The sequence below is a fragment of the Bacillus sp. TL12 genome (genome assembly GCF_022625245.1).
Taxonomy (GTDB): Bacteria; Bacillota; Bacilli; order Bacillales; family Bacillaceae_G; genus Bacillus_A.
The window spans coordinates 212,210-235,425 of record NZ_JAJJBY010000003.1; the positions used below are offsets into that span (position 1 = coordinate 212,210).

A 23,216-nucleotide genomic window follows, 5' to 3' on the forward strand; every position below is an offset into this window, starting at 1 on the left:
AGAACTCCAATATTCTTTTCATCCATAAATTACGAGGCGAATTCAAACAATTTATGGATGAATTCAACTTCATTTTGGGCAGACTTCATCCCTTGGTGAAATTGTCCCTTTTTTATCATATGCATGGCTTCGATACCACTTATTATCCAAGAAGCCGTTCGAAAAGATCTTAATCCTAACATCGAATGAACTCACTTCTTTATAAAACGATAATCTTGTTCTATGATATTGTTAAGCTATTTAACTTGCCTGATTTGTATGCTTTCGAGCATACGCTTTTCCCCTTTTAACTTCTGAATTGCTACAGGATACGCATCCAAGTAGGGTGCTTTTTCTTTTTTATATAAAAAAACACTCAATAAACATACAATTTTCTTTTTTGATATGGGGAGTCCTTTTAACAAAAAGAGAGCAGACTATCTGCTCTCTTATGATGCCTCATTATGTTCAGAGGAATGCTTAACACTCCCCATTCTCTTTAGTTTATTCCATCCTACCGCTACCCCTCGAATAGATGAAAATACAGATTTAATTACAACATAAGTCATAAATTGACGATAAATAAAACGTTGTAAAATTAGCCAAACTAATGGTCTAGGATTCTCTTTCTCTAATTTAAATGCAAAAAGAGAAGCGATAAGATCTATTGCAAAGAACACAAGGTAAAATCCTAAAACTTTTAGCGGATTACTACCAAATAGCCCCATAATCATTAATATATCTGCTAAAGGAGCAATGAATTGCAAAACATACTGGAACACCCACATATTAGGTAATGCAACAAACCCTAATGTTTTATGCTTTGGATTAAACAACGCCTTTCGATGTTTCCAAAGACATTGGAGTGTACCATACGACCAACGATATCGCTGTTTAATGAGACTTTTCACATCCTCAGGCGACTCCGTATAAGCATATGCTTTTTCTTCATATACAATTCGATGCCCTTGACGTAAAAATGTTATAGTAAGATCCGTATCTTCTGCAAGTGTATCTTCGCTTAAATATCCAGATTCAACTACATTCTTTTTACGCCATGCCCCAATAGCTCCAGGAACTACCGTGATACAATTCAAATCATCAAAAGCTCTGCGTTCTAAATTAAATCCTGTAATGTATTCAACATGTTGCCAAGTAGTTAACAGATTTCGTCTATTTCCTACTTTGACATTGCCTGAAACTGCCGCTACATTATGATCTTCAAAGTGTCTAATCATTAGAGAAATAGCATTTTCCGCAATAATAGTATCCGCATCTAAAGTGACAATGATTTCTCCTCGTGATTTCTGAAATCCTAAATTCATTGCGGATGATTTCCCACCGTTTTCTTTCTGAATTAAACGAACTTTAGGGTGTTTATGGAATGCTTCTTGAATTACTTTTGACGTACCATCTTTCGATCCGTCATCAACAACAATAACTTCAAAATCTCTATAATCACTATCCAAAATTGAGCGAATCGTCTTGGTAATAACCTTCTCTTCATTATATGCCGCTATCACAACACTAACGGAAGGTTGATAAGACGAATTAGTAAATAAACGAGATCTTGTTTTCCTTTTTTGCTTGAATGCAAAATAAATTAAAAATAGGAATCGGAAAATACCTAATCCAATAGCAATATAAAAAATAGTTGTTAATATGTGCTTAGAATACCCCGCTCCTAAAAAAACAGCTTTGTTGTAAAATAAATATTGCTTACCTTCAGAAGAAACGGGAGGCATTACTTCATCTCGTTCTTTATCCATTAAATCTGAAATTGTTACAAAACTATATCCATGCTTTTTAAGATCTTTAATAATTATTGGTAGCGCCTCTACCGTATGGGTACGATTCCCTCCTGCATCATGGAGAAGAATAACATTTCCCTCCCCCTTATAAATGGGATTAAGAGCACGTTTTACCAATTCATTTGTTGATGGCGTCGCCCAGTCCTCAGGATCAACTTTTTCTGCCACCATTGTATAGTTCATATTTTGTGCACGCAAAATAGGCAATATTTCATTTGATGAATCCGGGTTAGCATCTGCTTCATATGGTGGCCTAAATAAAACCGTAGAATGTCCAGTTATTTCCTGAATCAGGCGCTGAGTTGTATTCAGTTCTACTTTTGTTCGTAGTAAAGACGTATCAGCTACGTTAGGGTGCTTGAATGTATGATTGCCAATTTCATGCCCTTCATCGTATATTCTTTTAACAAGACTAGGATTTAGTTGAGCGTTTTCACCAAGTATAAAAAATGCTGCTTTTACTTTATATTCTTTTAATATATCTAGAATTTCCGGTGTGTATTTAGGATCTGGTCCATCATCAAATGTTAGTACTACTTGTTTTCCTTTTGGTTTTCCGTAGCGCTGCACTTGATATGCAGATGGTAGTGATTGATACACTTCATCTGTAAGATAACCTTCTTTGCCTACTTTAAAATCTCTCAATCCATTTTGTCTTTCATTCTTAATCTGTAAAATTTCGCCTTGTCCAGAATAATTTACTTCATCTAAACTAGCGATTTTATGTAATGCATCAGGATTTTTTTGGACCTCAATAGGATCTTTTAAAGCTTTCCATACAGTAGGATCTTCTGCTCCTAGCCTCCATAATGCAAACCCCTTTGCATTGTTGTTCATTGCGATTTTTACTTGATTATAAAGAGTAACACCATCTAAGAACCAAGCAGTATGTTCTTTCGCTCCTTTTTTATATCGAAAATAAGGGTTTCCACTGATCTTATCCCATTGAATTTTTATATTTGAATCATGAGCCATTTTCATAACTTCTGAGAAAGTTAAAGGCTCCGCAGGTTTTTTGCTATTTACTTCCCAATCATATCCATAACTACCGAAAGCAACTATAAGTTTCTCGGAGGGAATGTTTAGATCATTGAGCGTATGTTCAAACCATTTATTTGAAGCAATTGGTCCTGGTTTCCCTGCCCCATAGTGTTCATCATACATCATTACTATCATACGATCTATTACTTTGGCTAATGCACCATAATCAAAAGCTTTATCATTAGCAGGAACATCTTGCGTTACGAGCAAATGATGTTTATGAAAGACCGTAGTAAGTTCGTTCATGAAATTTGTTAATTTATCTCTATCGCCTTCAGGTATTGACTCAAAGTCAATATTAATACCCGCAAATTGATTCTCTTCAATTCGCTTTACTAAATCATTAATAAACTTTGTCTGTACATGATCTGGAGCATTCAGTAACTTATGAATAAGTTTACTATCAGGACCAGAAGCTTCTTGAGTATAGTTAGTAAGTAAAGGCATAATTTTCACATGATTTTTTTTTGCTAACTTTACAATGTCAGGCTTAATCTCACTCCTAATTGTTAAGTCTGCTTTTAAGTGATACCATTCTGGTACTAACATGGTTAATGAATCGATATTTTCTTTTAAAGAAGCAGTACTATTTTCATCCCAGTTTACATAAAAACCATAAACTTCTTTAGGTTGTTCGCCATTGCTTGTTGATTTTTCAGAATTTTCATTATTATTTATTTCGGTATTAGGAGATTTGAATTCTTCCTTCTTTAACTGCTGGTCGCTGAGTTTTTGATTAATAGGTACAAGTTTAGTATCTTGCTTTACAGAAGGATTCATATTTGGAATTTCTGGTGTTGAAAAAATACTTCGAAAGAAAAAATAAAATACAATACTTACGCTAACTAGTGAGATACATAGAAACCAACTGAAAGCTATTTTTCTTCTTCCTTTAGGATCATAAAAAACGGGTTTTGAGTTATCTGTCTCTTGTTGAATTTTTTTCTCCATTATTTTTTTACATACTCCTTTTCTTTTTATTCTGAATACAACCGCAAACTATTTTAATAGATAGACCTTCTAGGGTTCTGGTGTGAAAATAGCTTAATAGGAATATAGAACAGTAATTTCCTGTTAATTTTGAGATCAAACGACTAATCCAAATAACTTATGAATGACTTCAACCTCATTTTGGGCAGATTTCACCCTTTGGTGAAGTTGCCCTTTTTTCATCATATGCATGGCTTCGATACCTCTCAAAATCAAGGTTGCTGTACGAAATGATTTCAATTCTAATTGCTTTCTTCACTATACATATTCGGAGGAAATAAAAATTTTATGGGGGTCAAAAAAAGATTTTTTTATAAAAATAGATAAACAATTTTTTCCAAAAATAAAAAGCTGACAATTTCATCAACTTTTTCATAGATTCATATGTAAAAATACTCGCATTCATTTTATCTCGCTATTCGTGGGCAGTAAAACCCTCACATATCAATATTCTTTATACAGTTTCATCCCACATCGACCAAGCCGCTTCGAACATATTTCCATCTAAGTCCCAAAAATAAAAATACTTAGCTTCATTATTCCCTAGCGTTACAATTTTTTCTACTCTTACTCTGGCTTTGAAATAAAATCACGATGCTTTGAATAAAGACGCGAAGTTCTTAAGAAAGTCGCGATGTTTATAAAAAAGATGAAATGTTTAGAATAAAGTCGCGACGTTTTAAAAAAAGATGCGATGCTTTATCCCTTCACGTAAAGAATTCTAAGTGAATTTTGATTAAACTTTTTATAAAAATACCATATTTCGGGTTATATAAAATATGTATTGTCCTTTACTTATTGGGAATTTTCCATTTAGGTCTTGATAAACAATGTACCCTATACTTCTTAAATATTTTATGGATTTTTCTTTTCCTTCTCTTGATGTTGCGTGGCAGGAACGTTTTTGTCCTCTTTTTTATGCCCGTTGTTTTCGTTTATATTGCCTTTCTTTTCTTGCTGAGACTCTTTATTTTCTTGTTTATACCCTTTACCGTTGTTTTCTTGTTGAGACTCTTTATTTTCTTGTTTATACTCTTTACCGTTGTTTTCTTGCTGAGACTTTTTATTTTCTTGTTTACCCTCTATACCGTTGTTTTCTTGTTGAGACTCTTTATTTTCTTGTTTATACTCTTTACCGTTGTTTTCTTGCTGATGCCCATTATTTCCTTTTGATTGCTCGGGTTGCTGTTCCTGGGATTGCTTTTGTTCTATTTGCTCTTGCTTCTCATATCTTTCTTCTTTTACAGGAGACAAATCCGATGATGCATCGGATGATGACTTTGGCTGCGAATGTATCTCCTGAGGGTGTTCCTCCTGATTAGACGGCGGTGCAGGAGGAGTAAGCGATTTCTTCTTCTCATTCTCTTGCTTTATATAGACGCCTGTGCTGACTCCTGCTTTCTTGGCATTCTCTCGCACTTGCATCGTACTGCTTTGATATACGACTGTAACATGTTTTGTCTCATACTCTTTCTTTAATTCTTGCATAGCCTTTTCCAGCTGTCGTTCTAGCGACTTTTCCTTTGTAACAGTTGTTAGCATAACTTGCTTGTCATTCGTTAAGTATCCATCCTCTTGACTTTGCTTTACAATGGTACGTACTACGTCTTGCAAAGGTTCATTTTTCCATCGTTTCATTTCTTTTAAAATGCGCTTTCCATCATCATTACAAGCTCGCAAATCTATAACACGAAGATCCTTTGTTACGCCCGCCTCTAAACTTGGATTAATATCAACCGAGACATAAGCGATTACTTTTTCTTCCGGTTGGTTGTAGAAAAATAGAAACACACATAGAAAACAAGCAACAAGTAATGATGCAGGCTTTAAGAAAGAAGGGATTGAAAAACGCGGTACTCTCTGTTCTTGTTCGTTAAACGAGATTTCCTCTCCAATCATATAAGAGTGCGATTTTCTTTTAAAAGTAATAAACTCTCCATCTGGAGTTAAAACAACTACGCTATGTTTTTTTATATCCATCACAATCCCTTTATTCATCAAGCTTCCCCCCTCTTATATAATCAAGAATATATATATAGTTGTTTGCAAAGATAATACACATTGCAATAATGTATTTTCTATGCCGCTCCAACGTTTTCCGACTTGCCCTAACACGCGGTTCAATGTGTTTAAGCGGTAACTTTTTCTTTCGGAACAGCTCTTCCATTATTTTCTCTTCTTTTATAATAATCTTTGCAATTTCTATTAAGTGCTCACGAGTATCACGATGCTTTGGAGATTCCTTAGCAAGCTCTGAAAATGTGATTTTAAACTCAGCTAGCACAATTTGAAAATGAAGAATTTCCTCCTTACGGTTACTGTTTTCCATCTCTTTCATATACTCCGTAAGCGATACCTGCATTTCTACCATTTCCTCTTGCTGGTCTTCTTTTAAAAAGACGAGATTATGCTTAGACTCCTTGCGTATATAGTCAATTACATCTCTTTTTATAAGAAGCTCAGCAAACGCTAGAAAAGATTTTCCTTTTTTATATGAATACTGTTCAATTGCTTGATTAAACGCAAACAATCCAATGCTATATTCATCATCCTGCTCCGTAATATACCGGCGGCAGACAGACGAGATTGATTTTCGAATAAAAGGCCGATACTGTGCGATAAAAGCTTCCTTATCTCCTCCGTTGTGTTGTATGTTAAATACGATATCTTCTATGATCGTTTTTTTTATGATCTTCATCACTAAACTCAACACTAGTAATCCCTCTCCCTCCTTTTGCTTCAAATAGCAAAATGGTCACTAAAGAAGTGACCATTTTACCACATTTTCTTACTACTTGTCTTTGTGCTTGTCTTCTTGCTGTTCTTCATGCTTTTCGTGACCGACTTTTTTACCGTTGTCTTGATGATCATTCTTTTCTGTTTGACCCTTTTGGTTTGATTGCTCATGCTTCTCATGAGAAACAGCCGGTTTATGTGCTGGTTGCGCTGGTTTTGCTGGCTGTGCCGGTTTTGCCGGTTGTGCTGACTGTGCTGGCTGTGCTGGCTGTGCCGGTTGTGCTGGTTGTGCTGGCTGTGCCGGTTTTGCTGGTTGTGTTGCTTGTTCTGGTTGTGTTACTTGTGCTGGTTGCGTTACTTGTGCTGGAGTTACTTCTGTATTTTGATTTGCTTTCTTGTTTTCTTTTGCAATAGCGTCTGCTTGTTTTTCTTTCTCTTTCTCTATTTTAGCTGCAATCTTTGAAAAACTCTTCTCTATATTTTTGGTAATTGCAGCTTTTGCTTTCGGATTTTTTACTTGATCTAGCACTTTTGCTAATGCTTCGATGTTGTTTCCGATGTGCACTTTTACTTTCGCTGCTTCTTTTTCTTCTTCGCCAGCAGGTTTTTTTGTTTCTTCTTTCTCTTCGCCAGAAAGCTTATCTGCTTTTTCTAAGTCTGCCGCCGCTTTTTCTAATGTATCTTGTGTAAGATCGCCTTTTCCTTTTTCAATTAGTACACTTGCTTCAGTAATTCGTTCTGCGGCTTGCTCAGACAATAGCTTCGCTTTCTCTAAATCGTTTGTCGCAAGAGCCATTTTAATATCTTCAACCATAGTTTTCACAAAATAAAAGGCGTCACCTTGTACTAAAGATGGTTTTTCAGTTTCCGTTGTTTTTACCGCATCTGTGTTTTCGCTAGCATACGCTGCTGTTCCCATCAAAAACGGGCTGCATGCCATCATAGTTACCATAGTGCCTTTTAATAGTGTTTTTTTCATAATGATTTTCCCCCCATTTACTTTCTTCACTATACATATTCAAAGGAAATAAAAATTTTATAGGGGTCAAAAAAATATTTTTTTATAAAAATAGATAAACAATTTTTTTTATATATTCATATGCAAGAAAATAATTGCATTCATTTTATCTCGCTATTCGCGGGCGGTAAAACTCTCACGTATCAAGGTTCTGGTGCAAATATGACCTTATTAGAGACATAGAACCCCGATATTCTTTTCATCCATGAATTACGAGGCGAATTCAAACAATTTATGGATGAATTCAACTTCATTTTGGGCAGACTTCACCCCTTGGTGAAATTATCCCTTTTTTATCATATGTATGGCTTCCATACCACTTATTATCCAAGAGGCCGTTCGAAAAGATTTTAATCTTAACATCGAACGAACCCGCTTCTTTATAAAACGATAATCTTGTTCTATGATATTGTTAAGCTATTTAACCTGCCTGATTTGTATGCTTTCGAGCATACGCTTTTCCCCTTTTAACTCCTGAATTGCTACAGGATAAGCTGGGTTTTTATCCACTGTTATGACACGTGGTCTGAAAACATACGAAAAAGCCAAGGCTTTCTTGAGAAAACGTTTGACTGCTCGTTTATCTCTTGATTCACTTAGATAAAAACCAATGGTATTTCCTTCAGAATCTATGGCACGATACAAGTACATTCATCGCCTCTTTACTTTGATATACGTCTCATCAACTCGCCAGGAATCATTTGTTGACTTAAGATGCCACCTCTAATTCAGGCCCATATTGATGAATCAACGCATAATGGTTGTGTGAGCTATGTATCACTTCATGGATTTACGACTTTTCTCCATTTTAGTTTCATCTATTTTAAAATGTTCCACAAACCTAAACTTGTTGCTTCCCATAAGAATTAATAGTGACTACGTAAAGTCTCTTCTTTGTTAAGAAGTATAAAAAATCTGGGATAGGATTTTAGTTTCTTTTTTATAAAAATTTTATTATTACTGACTAAATAGTTTAGAATTTCTTGTCTCGCGGTCAAAAATTTTAGACTTCCATGTCTCTTTACTGAGACAAAAAAGTACCTACGAAATTTGAGATAATAGCTGTTTATCAATGTTTGTTCATGAAACTTTAGTTTGACTTTTATGTCTTTCTACAATTGACACATTCTATTTTTATATTAAGATTGTTGTATAGTAATATGAGGGGGATTTACATGGAACATAATATTTTAAAAGTCATTGCACTAGCAGAAAAACTAAAATATGAAATGAGACATAGCTGGCTTTCAAACGGACGTCAGGAAAGTGTTGCTGAACATACTTGGCGTATGTCACTTATGGCTATTTTAGTTCAGCCTTATTTAGATCAAGAAGTTAACATAGAGAAACTATTAAAAATGGTTATTATCCATGACCTTGTAGAAGCGGAAGCTGGTGATATCCCTGCTTTTGACACAATGAACAGTGAACAATTACAATTACAAAAACAAGAAAATGAACAAAAGGCCATTTTAAATATTAAACATACATTAGAAGGCCCCCTTGGGAATGAGCTCTATGATTTATGGATGGAGTTTGAAGCAAAAGAAACGTACGAGGCAAAAGTAGCAAACGCTCTTGATAAATTAGAAGTTAAAATTCAGCATAACGAAGCAGACATCGATACTTGGCTTCCAATTGAGCATAAAATGACATTCCAAGTTGCCAAACATACAAACTTTGACTCGTTCTTATCAAAATTACAAAAAATGATTGAACAAGAAGGCGAAAAGAAATTAATTGCTGCTGGCATTGATGTTGAGGCATGTAAACAGTAAACAATCTCATCTATGATAATGAGATTATGGAGAAAAACAATTATTAATGAGAACACTTTATGAAATATCGTATAACTAAATGTTCATGAATTATGGTAAATGAAATTTTATCGGCGATTTTTCAAATATATTGACTATTCCTCATAATATATCGGCGTAAATTCAAATATATCAGCGATTCGACAAGGAATATCGATTATTCATCAAATAACGGCACAAAAATATGAATTTATTTCTAGACTCTTTGAACAGCTCATTTAGAATGAGCTGTTTTTTCATACAAAAGTATGAAAAAACACCATCCTTTTTACCGATTTCATATAGAAATATATAGATTAAAATAAAAGTACAAAAACATACAAAGGGGAGTATTTATGATTAAAGGATTATACGAAGCGCATCTACCCGTTCGCAATTTAGAAACATCTATACCATTCTATGAATTATTAGGCCTAAAACTATTTAAACGATATGAAGATACTGCCTTCTTTTGGATCGTAGAAGAGCAAAGTTGGCTCGGACTTTGGGAAGGAGAAGAATATAAAACGCCGTATCATCCTTCTCTTCGCCATATCGCATTTCAAGTGGACTTCGAGTTTCTTCATACATCCATTCAGTGGCTGAAAGACCGAGACATTGAACCAGTTCCATTTGGGAATCGAACTACGAATGAACCTTTCGTTCGTCCTAACCAAGGCAATGCTTCGGTTTATTTTAAAGACCCAGATGATAATAGTATTGAGTTTATTAGTTTCGTTAATGCTCCAGATGAATTAAAGCACATTACCGAGAAACTTTCTTTAGAAGAATGGGATAGGCTTTTACAAAAGCAACTAAAAAGCTAGCATAAATGATACATATGCTAGCTTTTTAGTTGTTCTATTCAAGTCGCTGTAAATGATAGTATATTTTTATTTTCTTAAGTCAAATTAAAATTGATACTCATATACAGTGTAATCAAAAATATTTGTAAACCCTAAGCTCTCTGCGATAGCAATTGAAGGTTTATTTACTTCCATACAGTCCCAATAAGGCATATATTCTTGTTTAAAACATTCTTGAACAAATGCATGTGCGACTTTCTTGGCAAGATTCTTCCCTCTATGTTCCGGAATAGTCTCAATATTTGCCGTATGCGTATCCCCACTTACAAATCCTGAAAAACAAAGACTCACCACTTGATTCTCATGCAAAATCACATGCCCAATTCCTTTTTCAAAAAATAATTCTACCGAATTCCAAAATGATGTAATCTGTGAAACGAAACATGATTGTTCAAGTAAAGAGTATGTCGCAAGGTTTTCCTTCGTTACTTTTAATACTGTATATATATCATCAATCGTTGGTTCATTATATGTTTTGTACGTACCCTCATATAATTTGTATACTTTTTGATTAGATTCCTCGTATGATTGTTCACACAATATTTCTCTAATTACATTATCCCATCCTACTTGGTAACCAAAACCTTCAAACCACTTCAAATCCAGCTGGGCTGCTTCTTATGCAATTTGTTCACTTAAAACCTTTTTTATTTCAAAGTTAAATATTTTATTATTTGCATCACCAATAAATACAAAACCGTCTAAATTTCCAAGCCAAACTAAACCAGACCGTGGTTCACTTACATTATCAACAAATATGCGGCCCGAATTATTCCCTTCAATGATCGCTTGCACTTCAATATGCCTTTCCTTGTCTAGAAGATGTTTACAATTCATAAACTGATTTTTCTGCAATTCGTATATCATCTTTTTCTTTCCTTTCCTATTTATCCCGCTATTTGCGAGCAGTAGTACTCCCACCTCAAAATTCGGTGAAAGCAAAGAAGATTGGTGAGAGCTAAATCAGTGGAGGATGAAAAAAACACTGATTAAAGTTTCGATTTATCAGAGCCCACATTTCATCACCTACTGTATACTCTATGAATCTCTGCACTAACCCTCTATTTTCTGGAAAGAAAAAGATAATACCTGCCATTTCTTCACTACTTTTCCAATCTACTTCATAAATTAACCCATCTGAATCACATATTCCTTAAAATAAAACCATATTTCCTGTTCGTTTCGCATGCTTTTCTGCTTTTCGAACAAGCACATATGATACGCCAACTAAAACAATTAATAAGCTAGCTAATAAACCTAACTCTGGAAGTACATCTATAATACTTTTCCCTTCCATTAATAATGAGCCAAAAATTTGAAGTACATATGTTAATGGAAATAAAGCTGCTAGTACTTTACCCCATAGTGGTAAAACAACAATCGGTATTCGTACACCAGCAAAAAACTGCATCGGTTCTTCTAGTATTGTAAAGAGAATGCTAGCATCTCGTGAAAACAAGAAAATCGTATTTAAACACCCACCCCAAACAACAGCTGAAATGCATAAAATGAGAAAGGCAAATATAATATTTTCAACCGGTGGCACCGGACTATCATTTAGAAATAATGCAATGAGAATAGAAAAAAATGTGAACATCCAAACACCTTCTATTAAATTTGCGCCGGCTCTGCAGTACATCATCCATACGCGTGATGCTGGTGTCAAAAAGATAAGTTCAAGTGTGCCATTTTGACGCTCCCATGACATTTGCCATGCAGATTGCACGAGGCTCCAAAAGAAAACATATCCAATATAACCGGTAAGAAGAAAAAAGGTAATTTGCTTTGGATCCATCCACTTGGCAAGTGGACTGCTACTTGACGTATCGAATGGTTTTACCGAAAAATAAGCAGTTGCAAAGAGTAATACCGGCCAAATGAATAAAGAAAAATAGACCATCTTACTATGAAAATGATTGCGGTGACTCTTTTTCCATTCCGCCAAAAACATATTCATGCACTCACCTCATTTGCAATTTGCAATATTGCATCTTCTAATCTTGCTTTATGTGTTTCTAGCTGCAATATACGAATTTGATATTTTGTTAATAATGATAGTACCGTTGCTGTCATATCAAAAGATGCTTTCAATTGGTAACGTATATGTTCTCCCATATATTCTTTCTCATATTGGATTTCTTTCATTCCTAAAGAATGTTCGAATCGCTCTATTGTTTCACTCTTTATTTCTGGAATTACAATTTCTAAACGATATTCACGAACAATTGATTGAATAATATTCTCTGGCGTTCCTTCGTACAATAATTTCCCCTTTTCAATAATATAAAGACGATTACAAAGCTCCTCTACTTCTTCAAGATAATGACTGGTTAATAAAATCCCTTTATTTTGTTCCTTTGCCAAACGATAGACCATTTCCCTCAGTTTTTTTGCTACGGGTGCATCTAGCCCTAATGTTGGTTCATCAAGAAATAAATAGTCCGGGTCATTAATAAGGCCTCTTGCAATTTGCAGGCGTTGCTTCATCCCTTTTGAATATCGTTCTACAGGTGTATGTGCTGCTTCTTTTAGCTCTACTTGCTGCAGAAGAAACTGAATACGCTCTTCTAATTCAAACCCTTTTAACCCGTACAAACTTCCAAAATACTGCAAGTTTTCATATCCTGTTAAACGCCAATATAACATGCGTTCTCCACCTGCAATCATATTAATCTTTTTCTTTATAAGTAAATCTTGTTTCATACTATCCATCCCATCAATTTCAATCGTACCTGAAGTTGGTTCTAGAAGCGTCGCTAGCATTTTTATCGTTGTTGTCTTCCCAGCACCATTCACACCTAATAATCCGACAATCTCCCCTTTTTGAATGGTTAAATCCAATCCATTTACCGCTTCAACCACCCTTTTCTTTTTACGAAAAAAACCTACTTTCTCTTTCAACTCATACCGCTTCACAAGTTGCTTTGCTTGTATCATACGAATTCTCCTCCTATGCAAAATGTTTTTCAATTACATACTTCTCCATTCGTTTCATCGTCCATACACCTGCAATAAAATATGCCGCTCCTAATCCCAATAACCACATCAGTTCCATTTGTATGGAAGCTACATTTCCTCCCTCAATCACGCACAATCGAAATGCTGATAAACCATGTGATAACGGCATCAACACACTCATGGACTGTAAAAATGCAGGCAAATAACCTACTGGAAAAAACACACCACTTACAAGGCTCATAAAAATAAACAATGTATTTTGTGTTAAATACGTATCACGGAAATATAGCATAAAAGCGCCAAGTACTAACGCTTGAGCAAAAATAGAAAAAAAGAAAATAACGAATAAAAGTAATATTGAAGTCATATCCACTTCTCGAAAATGTAATCCAAAAAACAAACCAAAAATAAAAATCGCAAGAAATTCAAGCCCTAATCGTAATACACCTTGTGCTGCCGCTCCTAGAAAATACCCTTGCCGAGACGATGGTGTTAGTAATAAAACATCTAGTGTTCCTTCTCGCAGTTCCGTAATCAACGTCCGGCTCACAATCATTAATAAAGAAACAGCAAAAGAATAAAAAACGGCTCCTAATATAACGTAAGAAAGATAATCATCCGTTTTCCCTAGCTTTGCAAAATTTGTATCTAACTCTCCTTGAAACATAAAATGATATGTTAAATAAGCAAACAATACGATATATATACCAGTTAAAATATGTCCTAGAAAAAATGACCATGGGTATGCTCTACGCATCGTATAGAAATCACGGCGAAATGTCGCTTTAAACGTTAGCCACATGTTCTTCCCTCCTCTGATTTTTGAACAATTGGGAAATCCATAAATTGGTCTAAATCAACACGAATTTGCTCTAATCGTTCTCGATTTGTTTTGTAAAATACGTAGTAACCTTTTCGTTCCTTTTCGATAAGCCCTGTAGACTCTAACGTTTTTAAATGATTGGAAACTGTTGATTTTGTAAGACTATATCGCTCTGTTAATTGCTGTGTACAAAAAGATTGAAAGGATAAATCCCTTAACATTTTTAATCTCGTTTCATCTGATATCGCCTGTAAAATTCCTAAAAGATCCTTTGGTACCTCATCTGCAAATGACGATGCAATTTCCACCTCATAATATACTTTTATATGTGTTGAAATAAGGTTATCTATTAGTAAATGCGGTGCGACGAAAGTTGATGGATATAACGTAATTGCTGATAAATCCTCATAACGGTATTGCCAAGTACGGGCCTTCAAAAATGTTATCTCCTTTTCATCAATTAAACATCTCGGATGCAGCTTTTTAGAAAGAGACATCGGATTTTGCTTCAATATTTCTTTCACATCGTATACAGATTGCTCTAACCATGGTTCAATACGAAACAGTTCCCGTGCAAAGTAACGTTGATGATACTGAAGTAAAAAATCACATACGATTTCTTTTTCTAAATTCGGGAATATTTCCTGAAACTTTTTTCTATCTGCTACTCGTAATTTTTCAATTCCTTCTTCTACATAAGCTTCTTGCTGAAATTCAGAGCACCAATCTATAAAACGAAACCAATCATCACTCGCATTATTAATTGCGTGCATAATTTCTCTTTCTTCTTCTTTCATTTGATGTAATACATCTTCCGCCCACTCTAATCGTTTTATATGATGAGCGGGATTACATAGAACATGTAAACTTACTAGCATTTCGCGAAATGGTGAATATACAACTTTGACATGTCGTTGAAACCATGATGTAACTTGTGACATAATTTCTCCTCTCTTTGATTCGTTTTCTATCGAATCAGTTTTATAATTTTGCAAAATTATTCAGTATATTAACAACTTACGATATAAACGTCAATGGAAAATTAGAAATATTTTCATAAAAAAAAGACCTCAGCTACGCTAAGGTCTTTTCACTTCATTCTTTTATGTTTTTAAAATATAGGAGCGTTTCTTTCTCTTCTCCCTCATCAAACAAATGGAGTTGATTAATGATTTCAACTTATCGTTTATTAAGCCCTTTTTTAATCAAAAACTCCTTCATATGCATTCGCTTCTCTTTTGACATGAAAGCGCTCATTGATCCTGTCCATGTTACATCTTTTTGATTCGTATATCTTCCCTTATAATATTCATTCGTTGTTCTATCATATTCTTCTAGTAATTCATCATATTTATTTTCGTCATATGTGTTTTCATGTAAAATCGCTTCAACTGATAAACGCGGTTTCACTGCATGACTTTCATTAGGTACTCCAACCGTCATTCCAAACACCGGATACACTTTATCTGGCAGATGAAGCAAATGACTCACTTCTTCTGGGTTGTTACGAATTCCACCAATATAACAAATACCGTATCCTAATGACTCTGCAGCAAGCGCAAAGTTTTGTGCAAATAACGATACATCTACTGTTGCTACAATAAAATCCTCTACAGTATCACTATTTATCTCTGCTCCATGTTTCTCACATGCTTTTTCTAAACGTTTTAAATCCGCACAACAAACAAAAAATGCAGCGCAATCTTTTACATGCCGATTTCCAGATAGCTCTGCTAATTGTGCTTTTAATACTTCATCTGTTACATATATAACTGAATACGCTTGAACAAAATGTGATGATGCTGCGTGCTGCGCTGCATGTACCATTCTTTCAACTATATTCTTTGGAATTGATTCATTTTTATATTTCCGAACCGATGCATGTTGTTCAATCTTATGTATCATTTCATTCATATTTTCCCCACCCTTTATAATCTGAATACTCAATAAGTAACACATTCTTTTCCTACATACAAAGGATATGCTCATCGGGAAATAATCATACAAAAGGACCAATCTTTACGATTGATCCTCCTGCACATATTAAGCTGTTCTCAATACTTTAATACCTTTCACAATATTCCAGATGAAATAATAGATGCCTACAATTGCAAAGACGACATATGTTACAACAATTCCAATTCCAACACTCGTAGATTCTCCAAAACTTAAACCAAACACACCCGAAAGCGCCAGTCCACCAAACAAAATTACAAATGGGAAAACGTGTGTCCACAATGCTTTTTTCGCATGATATTTCACGTCATCTTCTGCAATAAAATAGACGATAATTGGAAATAGAAATGGCGCAAAGAAAATGCTAAAGTAACAAATTGAAGATAAAATATTATTGCCTTTCATACGATTCACCTCTAAAGTTTCGTTGTTTTTGTTACCTTTATTATGTCATGCAACTACTTTAGAAACTATCGCTTTACCTTTCACTCAGATTACACTTTTGTAAGATTTATCGTCATATTCGATTTAATAACCAATACTGTGTAATCGCAAAATACTCCCTCACATTTGACTGAATAATAATCGGTTTAGGTGTTTTCGCAGAAAGCCCCTCTACCTTCAGCCCTTGTTTTTCAGCAATTTTTTTGGCCCGAAACATATGAAAATCATTTGTAACAATCATCCCTTTTTTCTTATTTGCTGGAATAAGTGCCTTTGAAAATTCAATATTCTCGTCTGTATTTGTTGAACAATCTTCCATAATAATTCTTTGTTCTGCAATATTCTGCTTCATTAATTCTTGTTTCATAGCTAGCGCTTCCGAAATATCTTCTCCTTTTCCTTTCCCGCCAGATACAATCACAATCGTCTGTTCATGTGTCTTTAAATATTCCGCAGCTTTATCGATGCGATATTGTAAAGAATAAGAAGGCTTCGTTCCTTTCACCTTCGCACCTAAAAGAATCATGTAATCTGCATCATCTGGCGCTTCCATATGCCCATGCTTATAAATGTTATATTGTAAAATACTCATATAACCTACTACAATCATAATTAAAATTAAGCTATACTTAATAATTTTTTTCTTCTTTAACATCTACACATACTCCTATTTTTTTCTATATTCCCATCATAATATCCACTTGTTTATTTGTACATCTCAACTTTCCAATCCACCCTTATTTACCCCGAAAAGGTAATATTTACAATAGATATGGGAATATTGAATAACGTATACACAATTTACAGCATGAATTTTATATAAGAGGTGCAGACATTGATTGCTTTTTTATGTAATGTAACATTCTTTTTTTTATTGTTTATTATAGCGATTAAACTATTAGGAAAATCAGCATTGGCACAGCTTACACCACATGATTTTGGTGCCATTATTTTTTTATCCTACCTAGCATTTCAAGCTATACCAGTCGATGGGATATGGGAAGGTATAGTTGGTATGATTGTTATTACATGTCTTCACCTTTTCATTACGAAACTTAGTTTACTAAATAAGCTCAATCGCTTTATCCTAGGGCAGCCCACGATTCTAATTAAACATGGAAATATCCTATTCGAGAACTTAAAACAAAGCAGATATCCAATAGCTGAGTTGCTCTCTAACCTTAGAGTAGCGGGATATCCTAGCGTAAATGAAATCGAATATGCGATTTTAGAAGCAAATGGTGCTATTAGCATTTTACCTAAAAGGGAACTTGTTCCTCTTACTCCTAAAGATATGCATATGGATGTTACATATGCCGGTCTACCAATCGCCCTTATTGTTGATGCGCATATCCAATATGATAATTTAAGATTAATCCATAAAAATGAGAAATGGCTCCGTAATGAGTTGCTTAAAAAAGGATTTGAAGACATCCAAAACATTGCATTTGCTTCTGTTCAAGAAACAGATGGCTCTTTTACAGTTAGCTTAAAAAATAAGAAATCCCCTTAATATATTAAGGGGATTTCTATCATACTACATGCTCTCTTTCTATATGTCGTACTGATACAGGATGAGAAACACGATTCATTCCAAATACGATAATCGCTGTTAATAACTCTGCGACTGGCATTACAAGCCAAATTCCATTTACACCAAACAACTTTGGCATAATCAATAAGAGTGGAATAATGAATAATAAACCACGGCTCAAAATAATAAAGACGGACTTTCTTGTTTGTCTCACCGATTGGAAATATTCTCCGTATACAATGTTATAACCTAAAAATACATATTGAATAAAGAAAAGACTAATTCCCGTTACAGTTAGTGTAAGTAATTCTGTTGATTGGACATCAAATAGACCGATAATGTATTTCCCAAAGAATAATCCAATCACAATCGCCACACATCCAAGTGCAACAGCTATTTTTACCGCAAAGTGTAATCCTTCTTTCAACCGTTCAGGTAAATTTGCCCCGTAATGAAAACTTGCAATTGGTTGTAATGCTGCTCCAACGCCAAAGAACAACAATAGTGTCATCGAGTGCATACTATTGACCATTGCATATGAGGCAACACCTAATTCTCCGGCATATTGAATAAAGGCTATATTAAATCCAATTGTTACAATTGCTACTGTTATTTCTGCGGTGAAACTTGGAAAACCAATCACCATAATTTGTTTAACTGTATTCCATTCAAAATGAAATTTCGTCCATTTTAAAATACTACTTTTTCTAAAGAAATGACTTAGTAATACAAGAAAACCAATTGCTGCTGATAAGATAGTCGCTGCTGCTGCCCCTGTTACGCCCCAACCAAACATAAAAATAAAGATATAATCAAATACAATATTTAATAACGCTGTTACAACAAGCCCCGCCATTGCTAAATTTGGATTTCCATCGTTTCGTATAAATGTACTTAAAATATTTTCTAATACGTATATCATTCCAAATGTTAATAATACAGTTAGATAGTCTAAGGCATACGGCAAGATTACTTCATTTGCTCCAAATAAATAAGCTAAATCTTCTATTCTCCATAAACAAATAGCCATTAATAAACCAACAATTACAACAGCTACTATCATAGATTGTGTAAAGATTGATCTTGCTCGCTCTATTTTATTTTCACCTAATGCAATGGAGTATAGTGTAGCCCCTCCCATTCCAATCCACAACGATATAGAGAAAAAAATAGAAAAGGCTGGGACAGCAACGTTTACTCCCGCTAAGCCATTCGCTCCGACGCCCCTACTAATCATAACGGCATCGATTACAATATTCACCGACATTAATACCATTCCAAGAACCGCTGGTATTAAATAAGATATAAATAAACTTTTTATTGGTTTTTCTCTTAATTTCTCAGTTGTTTCCATAACAAAATGCTCCTTTACAATTCTCTGTTCACATTTTAAACCCTCAAGTTACTTGAAGGTCAAGCGAGAATTTAACATGCATTTTTGTTATACAACCTTTTATTTCTTTTTTATTACCGGAATTTGTATCTCTGTAACTTGCTCTTTTGGATTCTCCGTCACAGACCAGTCAATTAAAGCGAGCTCAATTGCATCTCCAGACACTTCATATCCTTTCTCCTTAATATCTATTAACAGATTCTTGTAAGTTCCATCCGTTTCTTCATATGATCCATGGTGAACAGAGCAAGCGAACATCCCTTCTTTAATTTCCTCTGAAGTAGTAATTTGAAACGGCATATAGTCAAGAAGAATAAAAACACTATTATATGATTGAAATTCATTTTGAAGTAACCCTTCTTTTGACACTGTCACACCTAAATCTCCTGAAAATAAACTATCATCTATTTGCTTCATATTTTTTTGAAGTGAGTGGATATAGTACTCAAACATATCATCTGTTATATTCGGTGCGATAGCTAACGCTGTAATTTTTCTCTTTGGTAATTTCTTAAATGTCACATGATTCGCTTTTGAAGCAGTAGCTTCTTTCATCATTTCAATTTTATGATTCATTTTCGCCAATGCATATTCAATCTCTCTTTGTTTCTTCAACATCATTTCTTGCTGTTTTTCCAGCAAATTTAAAGCATAAGATGGATTTCTCTCATCAATATACGTCTTGATTTCTTTTAAAGAAATATTTAGTTGCCGTAAAAATTTAATTGTATCTAAAAGTGAAAATTGGTCGATTGTATAATATCGATAATTTGTTTGTGGATCAACAATGGATGGATGAAAAATACCTTTTTCATCGTAATAACGTAATGTTGACTCCGCAATCTTATGCATTTTTGCCATTTCTCCAATTGTAAACCTTTGATTGAATAACATATTTCCTTCTCCATTTCTTTCAAATAGATTTATTTCTTCAAACAATTTTTCTTATCCTTCATTATATAGACGTATATTCCTAATTCAAAATGAATCATCCTAATTAAAATCTGCCAATTTAACATTGATTTTTCTTGAAATGTATTATATATTTATTACAGGTTCAAATTACAAGTTCAAAAGACCTTGTATAAAGACCTCTTGTTTAATGTGTGTTACATAGTTTTACATTAAGCAAATTCCGAGAAATCGTAATAATAAAGCAAAAGGAAAAGGAGAGATGAGATGGAATTTTTCTTTCAAATTGCTTTAATTTTATTAAGTACAAAAATTGCTGGTGACATTAGCGTTAGACTAGGTCAACCTTCTGTACTTGGAAAATTAATCGTCGGTATTGTCATTGGTCCTGCTGTATTAGGATGGGTAAACAATTCAGATTTACTTACACAATTAAGTGAAGTTGGGGTTATTCTCCTTATGTTTATGGCCGGCTTAGAAACAGACTTAAAAGAACTAAATGAAAATCGTAATTCTTCGTTAGCAGTTGCTATTGGTGGTATTGTCCTTCCATTTGCAGGTGGTTACGTTGCAGGTCTTGTAATGGGAATGGAACAAGCAAATGCGGTCTTTTTAGGATTACTTCTATGTGCAACAAGTGTTAGTATTTCTGTGCAAACACTTCGTGATTTAGGTAAAATGAAGACGCGTGAGAGTACAACAATGCTAGGCGCTGCTGTATTTGATGATATCCTTGTTGTTATTTTACTAGCCTTCGCTATGAGCTTCCTAGGATCAGCTGATGTAAGCTTAACTGTCATCATCTTGAAAAAAGTGGTCTTCTTCGCCGCTATTATCTTAATCGGCTGGAAAGGCGTTCCAATGATTATGCGCTGGTTATCACCACTACGTGTATCAGAATCTATCATTAGTGCAGCTCTTATCATTTGTTTCGCTTTCGCATACTTTGGTGAAATTCTAGGAATCGCTGGAATTATCGGTGCATTCGCAGCAGGTATTGCAATTTCTCAAACAGATTATAAACATGAAGTAGAAAAGAAAGTAGAACCAATCGCTTATGCAATGTTCGTTCCAATTTTCTTTGTAAGTATCGGTATGAATATTACGTTTGCAGGTATTGGAGATAAAATTTGGTTTATCTTAGCATTAACAATCATTGCTGTCTTCACAAAACTAATTGGATGTGGTTTCGGGGCACGAATGACTGGATTTGATTTACAATCTTCGACAATCATTGGATCTGGCATGGTTTCCCGTGGTGAAGTCGCTCTTATTATTGCAGGACAAGGGCTTACTTCTGGACTACTAGCACAAGATTACTTTACAGCAATTGTAATTGTCGTTATTTTAACAACAATGATTACACCGCCAATGTTAAAATATTCGTTTGGTGTAAAAGATAAGCAATTAAAACAAAGTGCATAGTAACTGTCTAGCATACTAATTTCATAATATAAAAACGAGATGATTCTCTTCAAAAGACAATCATCTCGTTTTTTATTTATACAGGAAATAGGAATAGCGAACTCGGTGTTCATTAGTAAAACAATACACGAAAAAGCGAGCCCCTATCCTCTTCGGCTCGCTTTTCTATTCCTTTATCCAATACGTTCCATCGCTGTCTTCAATGTCCCGACAACAAAAGCGATTTCTTCACTTGAAATAATAAGAGGCGGTGCTAAAGTTAAAACATTATTATAGCCTGCGGTTGTCATTCCATTACGTCCAATGATTAGTCCCTTTTCTTTACAAGTGTTCACTACACTTGTAATTTTAGTATTATCAATTGGATCCTTTGTTACTTTATCCCTTACCATTTCAATTCCAACAAGCAATCCTTTCCCTCTAATATCTCCAACAAGAGGATGATCGCCAATCTCCTCTTTTAACTGTTCTAATAAAAGGGATCCCATTTGTGCAGAACGCTCAATTAAATTTTCATTTTCCATAATTTCTAAGTTTTTAAGCGCTAATGCACAAGCAGCTGGATTCCCGCCAAAAGTATTAATATGCCGGAAAAATTCATATTCTCCTGTTCCTTTAAATGCTTCATAAATTTCTTTTTTCACTGCTGTTGCTGATAATGGTAAGTATGCACTTGTAATCCCTTTTGCCATTGTAATAATGTCAGGAGTTACATCATAATTCATAAAACCAAACGTTTTGCCTGTACGCCCAAAGCCACAAATTACTTCATCACTAATCAGTAATGCACCATGTTTTTGACAGATTTCATGAACAGCTTTCATATAATTCTGAGGCGGCATCAAGATACCCCCTCCTGTAATAATCGGTTCCATAATAAATCCAGCTATCGTTTCACTCAATTCCCACTTCATAACACGATCAATTTCTTTCACACACTCTACTTCATAAATATTTTGTGATGTAATCTCTGGCATTCGGTAACAATCTGGCGGCGTCACGTGTAAGAACCCTGAAGCAAATGGCTCATATTGATGCCTCCGCTGCGCTTGTCCTGTTGCTGCCATCGTCGCCATTGTATTTCCATGATAACCACGATAACGTGACAGAAATTTATAACGATGCGGTTCCCCTTTATTTGCATAATATTGCCTTGTAATTTTAAAGGCTGTTTCGTTAGCTTCCGATCCACTATTAGAGAAGAAGATAACATATTCCCCTCCAAGCCATTCATTCAACTTTTCAGCAAGCTGAATTGCCGGTTCATGCGATTGAGACATGGGAAAATATGATAATGTTTGCAATTGCTCATATGCTGCTTCAGCAAGTTCCTTTCTTCCATATCCACTATTCACACACCAAAGCCCACTCATACCATCTAAGTATCGTTTCCCTTCTATATCTTCAACCCAACACCCTTCTGCTTTTGCCCCAACCATCGTACTATTTGGACTAAAAGGGCGCATTCCATGCCACACATACTTTTCATCCTTTGCCAATAACGCATCTGTTTGCTTCGTTTTCATCATACATT

Annotated in this window: 18 protein-coding genes and 4 pseudogenes; 4 read left to right on the forward strand and 18 right to left on the reverse strand. The window is 34.7% G+C overall.

Annotation, left to right across the window (positions count from 1 at the left end):
- Positions 1-29: 29 nt before the first annotated feature.
- The 7 genes and pseudogenes from LOK41_RS04670 to LOK41_RS04700 form a co-directional block, all read right to left on the reverse strand.
- Positions 30-314 (reverse strand): annotated as a pseudogene (locus LOK41_RS04670) (DDE-type integrase/transposase/recombinase); the annotation flags it as partial.
- Positions 315-428: 114 nt separating this feature from the next.
- Positions 429-3,782, reverse strand: a complete 3,354-nt coding sequence (locus LOK41_RS04675; RefSeq protein WP_241815472.1) for a trifunctional glycoside hydrolase family 18/polysaccharide deacetylase/glycosyltransferase family 2 protein — start codon at positions 3,780-3,782, stop codon at positions 429-431.
- Positions 3,783-3,917: 135 nt separating this feature from the next.
- Positions 3,918-4,076, reverse strand: a pseudogene (locus tag LOK41_RS04680) (IS6 family transposase); the annotation flags it as partial.
- A gap of 600 nt (positions 4,077-4,676) precedes the next feature.
- Positions 4,677-5,819, reverse strand: a complete 1,143-nt coding sequence (locus LOK41_RS04685) for an anti-sigma factor domain-containing protein (RefSeq protein ID WP_277818477.1) — start codon at positions 5,817-5,819, stop codon at positions 4,677-4,679.
- Positions 5,812-6,534, reverse strand: a complete 723-nt coding sequence (gene sigI / locus LOK41_RS04690; RefSeq protein WP_241815474.1) for an RNA polymerase sigma factor SigI — start codon at positions 6,532-6,534, stop codon at positions 5,812-5,814. The genes LOK41_RS04685 and sigI overlap by 8 nt, the downstream gene beginning before the upstream one ends.
- Before the next feature lie 78 nt (positions 6,535-6,612).
- Positions 6,613-7,536 carry a DUF5667 domain-containing protein gene (locus tag LOK41_RS04695; RefSeq protein WP_241815475.1) on the reverse strand — a complete coding sequence of 308 codons (924 nt, stop codon included), beginning with the start codon at positions 7,534-7,536 and terminating at the stop codon, positions 6,613-6,615.
- Positions 7,537-7,785: 249 nt separating this feature from the next.
- Positions 7,786-8,349: pseudogene (locus tag LOK41_RS04700) on the reverse strand (IS6 family transposase); the annotation flags it as partial.
- A gap of 401 nt (positions 8,350-8,750) precedes the next feature.
- On the opposite strand from LOK41_RS04700, the gene LOK41_RS04705 reads away from it, so the two are divergent.
- Together LOK41_RS04705 and LOK41_RS04710 are read left to right on the forward strand one after the other, a co-directional pair.
- Positions 8,751-9,353 carry an HD domain-containing protein gene (locus tag LOK41_RS04705; RefSeq protein WP_241815476.1) on the forward strand — a complete coding sequence of 201 codons (603 nt, stop codon included), beginning with the start codon at positions 8,751-8,753 and terminating at the stop codon, positions 9,351-9,353.
- Between the two features lie 374 nt (positions 9,354-9,727).
- Complete coding sequence (locus tag LOK41_RS04710; RefSeq protein WP_241815477.1) at positions 9,728-10,198, forward strand: VOC family protein; 471 nt, start codon at positions 9,728-9,730, stop codon at positions 10,196-10,198.
- Positions 10,199-10,282: 84 nt separating this feature from the next.
- On the opposite strand, the pseudogene LOK41_RS04715 reads toward LOK41_RS04710, so the two are convergent.
- From LOK41_RS04715 to LOK41_RS04750, 8 genes and pseudogenes are all read right to left on the reverse strand, one after another.
- Positions 10,283-11,104 (reverse strand): annotated as a pseudogene (locus tag LOK41_RS04715) (GNAT family N-acetyltransferase).
- A 286-nt stretch (positions 11,105-11,390) separates the two neighbouring features.
- A complete protein-coding gene (locus LOK41_RS04720; RefSeq protein WP_241815478.1) occupies positions 11,391-12,194 on the reverse strand; it encodes an ABC transporter permease in 804 nt (267 codons plus the stop codon).
- Positions 12,191-13,174, reverse strand: coding sequence for an ABC transporter ATP-binding protein (locus LOK41_RS04725; protein WP_241815479.1), 984 nt, complete (start codon positions 13,172-13,174; stop codon positions 12,191-12,193). The genes LOK41_RS04720 and LOK41_RS04725 overlap by 4 nt, the downstream gene beginning before the upstream one ends.
- A gap of 13 nt (positions 13,175-13,187) precedes the next feature.
- The gene (locus LOK41_RS04730; protein WP_241815480.1) at positions 13,188-13,997 is read right to left on the reverse strand and encodes an ABC transporter permease; all 810 of its coding nucleotides are present in this window, start codon (positions 13,995-13,997) and stop codon (positions 13,188-13,190) included.
- Positions 13,988-14,959, reverse strand: a complete 972-nt coding sequence (locus tag LOK41_RS04735) for an ArsR/SmtB family transcription factor (protein ID WP_241815481.1) — start codon at positions 14,957-14,959, stop codon at positions 13,988-13,990. Before LOK41_RS04735 ends, LOK41_RS04730 begins: the two co-directional genes overlap by 10 nt.
- A 238-nt stretch (positions 14,960-15,197) precedes the next feature.
- Complete coding sequence (gene nfsA / locus LOK41_RS04740; protein WP_241815482.1) at positions 15,198-15,932, reverse strand: oxygen-insensitive NADPH nitroreductase; 735 nt, start codon at positions 15,930-15,932, stop codon at positions 15,198-15,200.
- 129 nt (positions 15,933-16,061) lie between these two features.
- Positions 16,062-16,379: a magnetosome magnetite crystal formation protein family gene (locus LOK41_RS04745; protein WP_174103078.1), complete on the reverse strand. Its 318-nt coding sequence runs from the start codon at positions 16,377-16,379 to the stop codon at positions 16,062-16,064.
- A gap of 112 nt (positions 16,380-16,491) precedes the next feature.
- Positions 16,492-17,073: a YdcF family protein gene (locus LOK41_RS04750; protein ID WP_241815483.1), complete on the reverse strand. Its 582-nt coding sequence runs from the start codon at positions 17,071-17,073 to the stop codon at positions 16,492-16,494.
- A 180-nt stretch (positions 17,074-17,253) separates the two neighbouring features.
- Here LOK41_RS04750 and LOK41_RS04755 point away from each other — a divergent pair, with 180 nt between their 5' ends.
- Positions 17,254-17,931, forward strand: a complete 678-nt coding sequence (locus LOK41_RS04755; RefSeq protein WP_241815484.1) for a DUF421 domain-containing protein — start codon at positions 17,254-17,256, stop codon at positions 17,929-17,931.
- A gap of 19 nt (positions 17,932-17,950) precedes the next feature.
- Here LOK41_RS04755 and LOK41_RS04760 read toward each other — a convergent pair whose 3' ends face one another.
- Both LOK41_RS04760 and LOK41_RS04765 read right to left on the reverse strand, forming a co-directional pair.
- A complete protein-coding gene (locus LOK41_RS04760; RefSeq protein WP_241815485.1) occupies positions 17,951-19,306 on the reverse strand; it encodes an MATE family efflux transporter in 1,356 nt (451 codons plus the stop codon).
- Between the two features lie 99 nt (positions 19,307-19,405).
- The gene (locus tag LOK41_RS04765) at positions 19,406-20,239 is read right to left on the reverse strand and encodes a MerR family transcriptional regulator (protein ID WP_241815521.1); all 834 of its coding nucleotides are present in this window, start codon (positions 20,237-20,239) and stop codon (positions 19,406-19,408) included.
- A gap of 285 nt (positions 20,240-20,524) precedes the next feature.
- Between LOK41_RS04765 and LOK41_RS04770 the strand changes: the two genes are divergently transcribed.
- Positions 20,525-21,682 (forward strand): cation:proton antiporter, encoded by a 1,158-nt coding sequence (locus LOK41_RS04770; RefSeq protein WP_241815486.1) that lies wholly within the window; start codon positions 20,525-20,527, stop codon positions 21,680-21,682.
- 173 nt (positions 21,683-21,855) lie between these two features.
- Here the strand turns inward: LOK41_RS04770 and LOK41_RS04775 are convergent, their stop codons facing one another.
- Positions 21,856-23,211: an aspartate aminotransferase family protein gene (locus tag LOK41_RS04775; RefSeq protein ID WP_241815487.1), complete on the reverse strand. Its 1,356-nt coding sequence runs from the start codon at positions 23,209-23,211 to the stop codon at positions 21,856-21,858.
- Positions 23,212-23,216: the final 5 nt, after the last annotated feature.

Coding starts and splice junctions, on each gene's coding strand:
- LOK41_RS04675 (WP_241815472.1), bottom strand. CDS start 3,782: ATGGAGAAAAAAATTCAACAAGAGACAGATAACTCAAAACCCGTTTTT.
- LOK41_RS04685 (WP_277818477.1), bottom strand. CDS start 5,819: ATGAATAAAGGGATTGTGATGGATATAAAAAAACATAGCGTAGTTGTT.
- LOK41_RS04695 (WP_241815475.1), bottom strand. CDS start 7,536: ATGAAAAAAACACTATTAAAAGGCACTATGGTAACTATGATGGCATGC.
- LOK41_RS04705 (WP_241815476.1), top strand. CDS start 8,751: ATGGAACATAATATTTTAAAAGTCATTGCACTAGCAGAAAAACTAAAA.
- LOK41_RS04710 (WP_241815477.1), top strand. CDS start 9,728: ATGATTAAAGGATTATACGAAGCGCATCTACCCGTTCGCAATTTAGAA.
- LOK41_RS04720 (WP_241815478.1), bottom strand. CDS start 12,194: ATGAATATGTTTTTGGCGGAATGGAAAAAGAGTCACCGCAATCATTTT.
- LOK41_RS04725 (WP_241815479.1), bottom strand. CDS start 13,174: ATGATACAAGCAAAGCAACTTGTGAAGCGGTATGAGTTGAAAGAGAAA.
- LOK41_RS04730 (WP_241815480.1), bottom strand. CDS start 13,997: ATGTGGCTAACGTTTAAAGCGACATTTCGCCGTGATTTCTATACGATG.
- LOK41_RS04735 (WP_241815481.1), bottom strand. CDS start 14,959: ATGTCACAAGTTACATCATGGTTTCAACGACATGTCAAAGTTGTATAT.
- nfsA (WP_241815482.1), bottom strand. CDS start 15,932: ATGAATGAAATGATACATAAGATTGAACAACATGCATCGGTTCGGAAA.
- LOK41_RS04745 (WP_174103078.1), bottom strand. CDS start 16,379: ATGAAAGGCAATAATATTTTATCTTCAATTTGTTACTTTAGCATTTTC.
- LOK41_RS04750 (WP_241815483.1), bottom strand. CDS start 17,073: ATGTTAAAGAAGAAAAAAATTATTAAGTATAGCTTAATTTTAATTATG.
- LOK41_RS04760 (WP_241815485.1), bottom strand. CDS start 19,306: ATGGAAACAACTGAGAAATTAAGAGAAAAACCAATAAAAAGTTTATTT.
- LOK41_RS04765 (WP_241815521.1), bottom strand. CDS start 20,239: ATGTTATTCAATCAAAGGTTTACAATTGGAGAAATGGCAAAAATGCAT.
- LOK41_RS04770 (WP_241815486.1), top strand. CDS start 20,525: ATGGAATTTTTCTTTCAAATTGCTTTAATTTTATTAAGTACAAAAATT.
- LOK41_RS04775 (WP_241815487.1), bottom strand. CDS start 23,211: ATGATGAAAACGAAGCAAACAGATGCGTTATTGGCAAAGGATGAAAAG.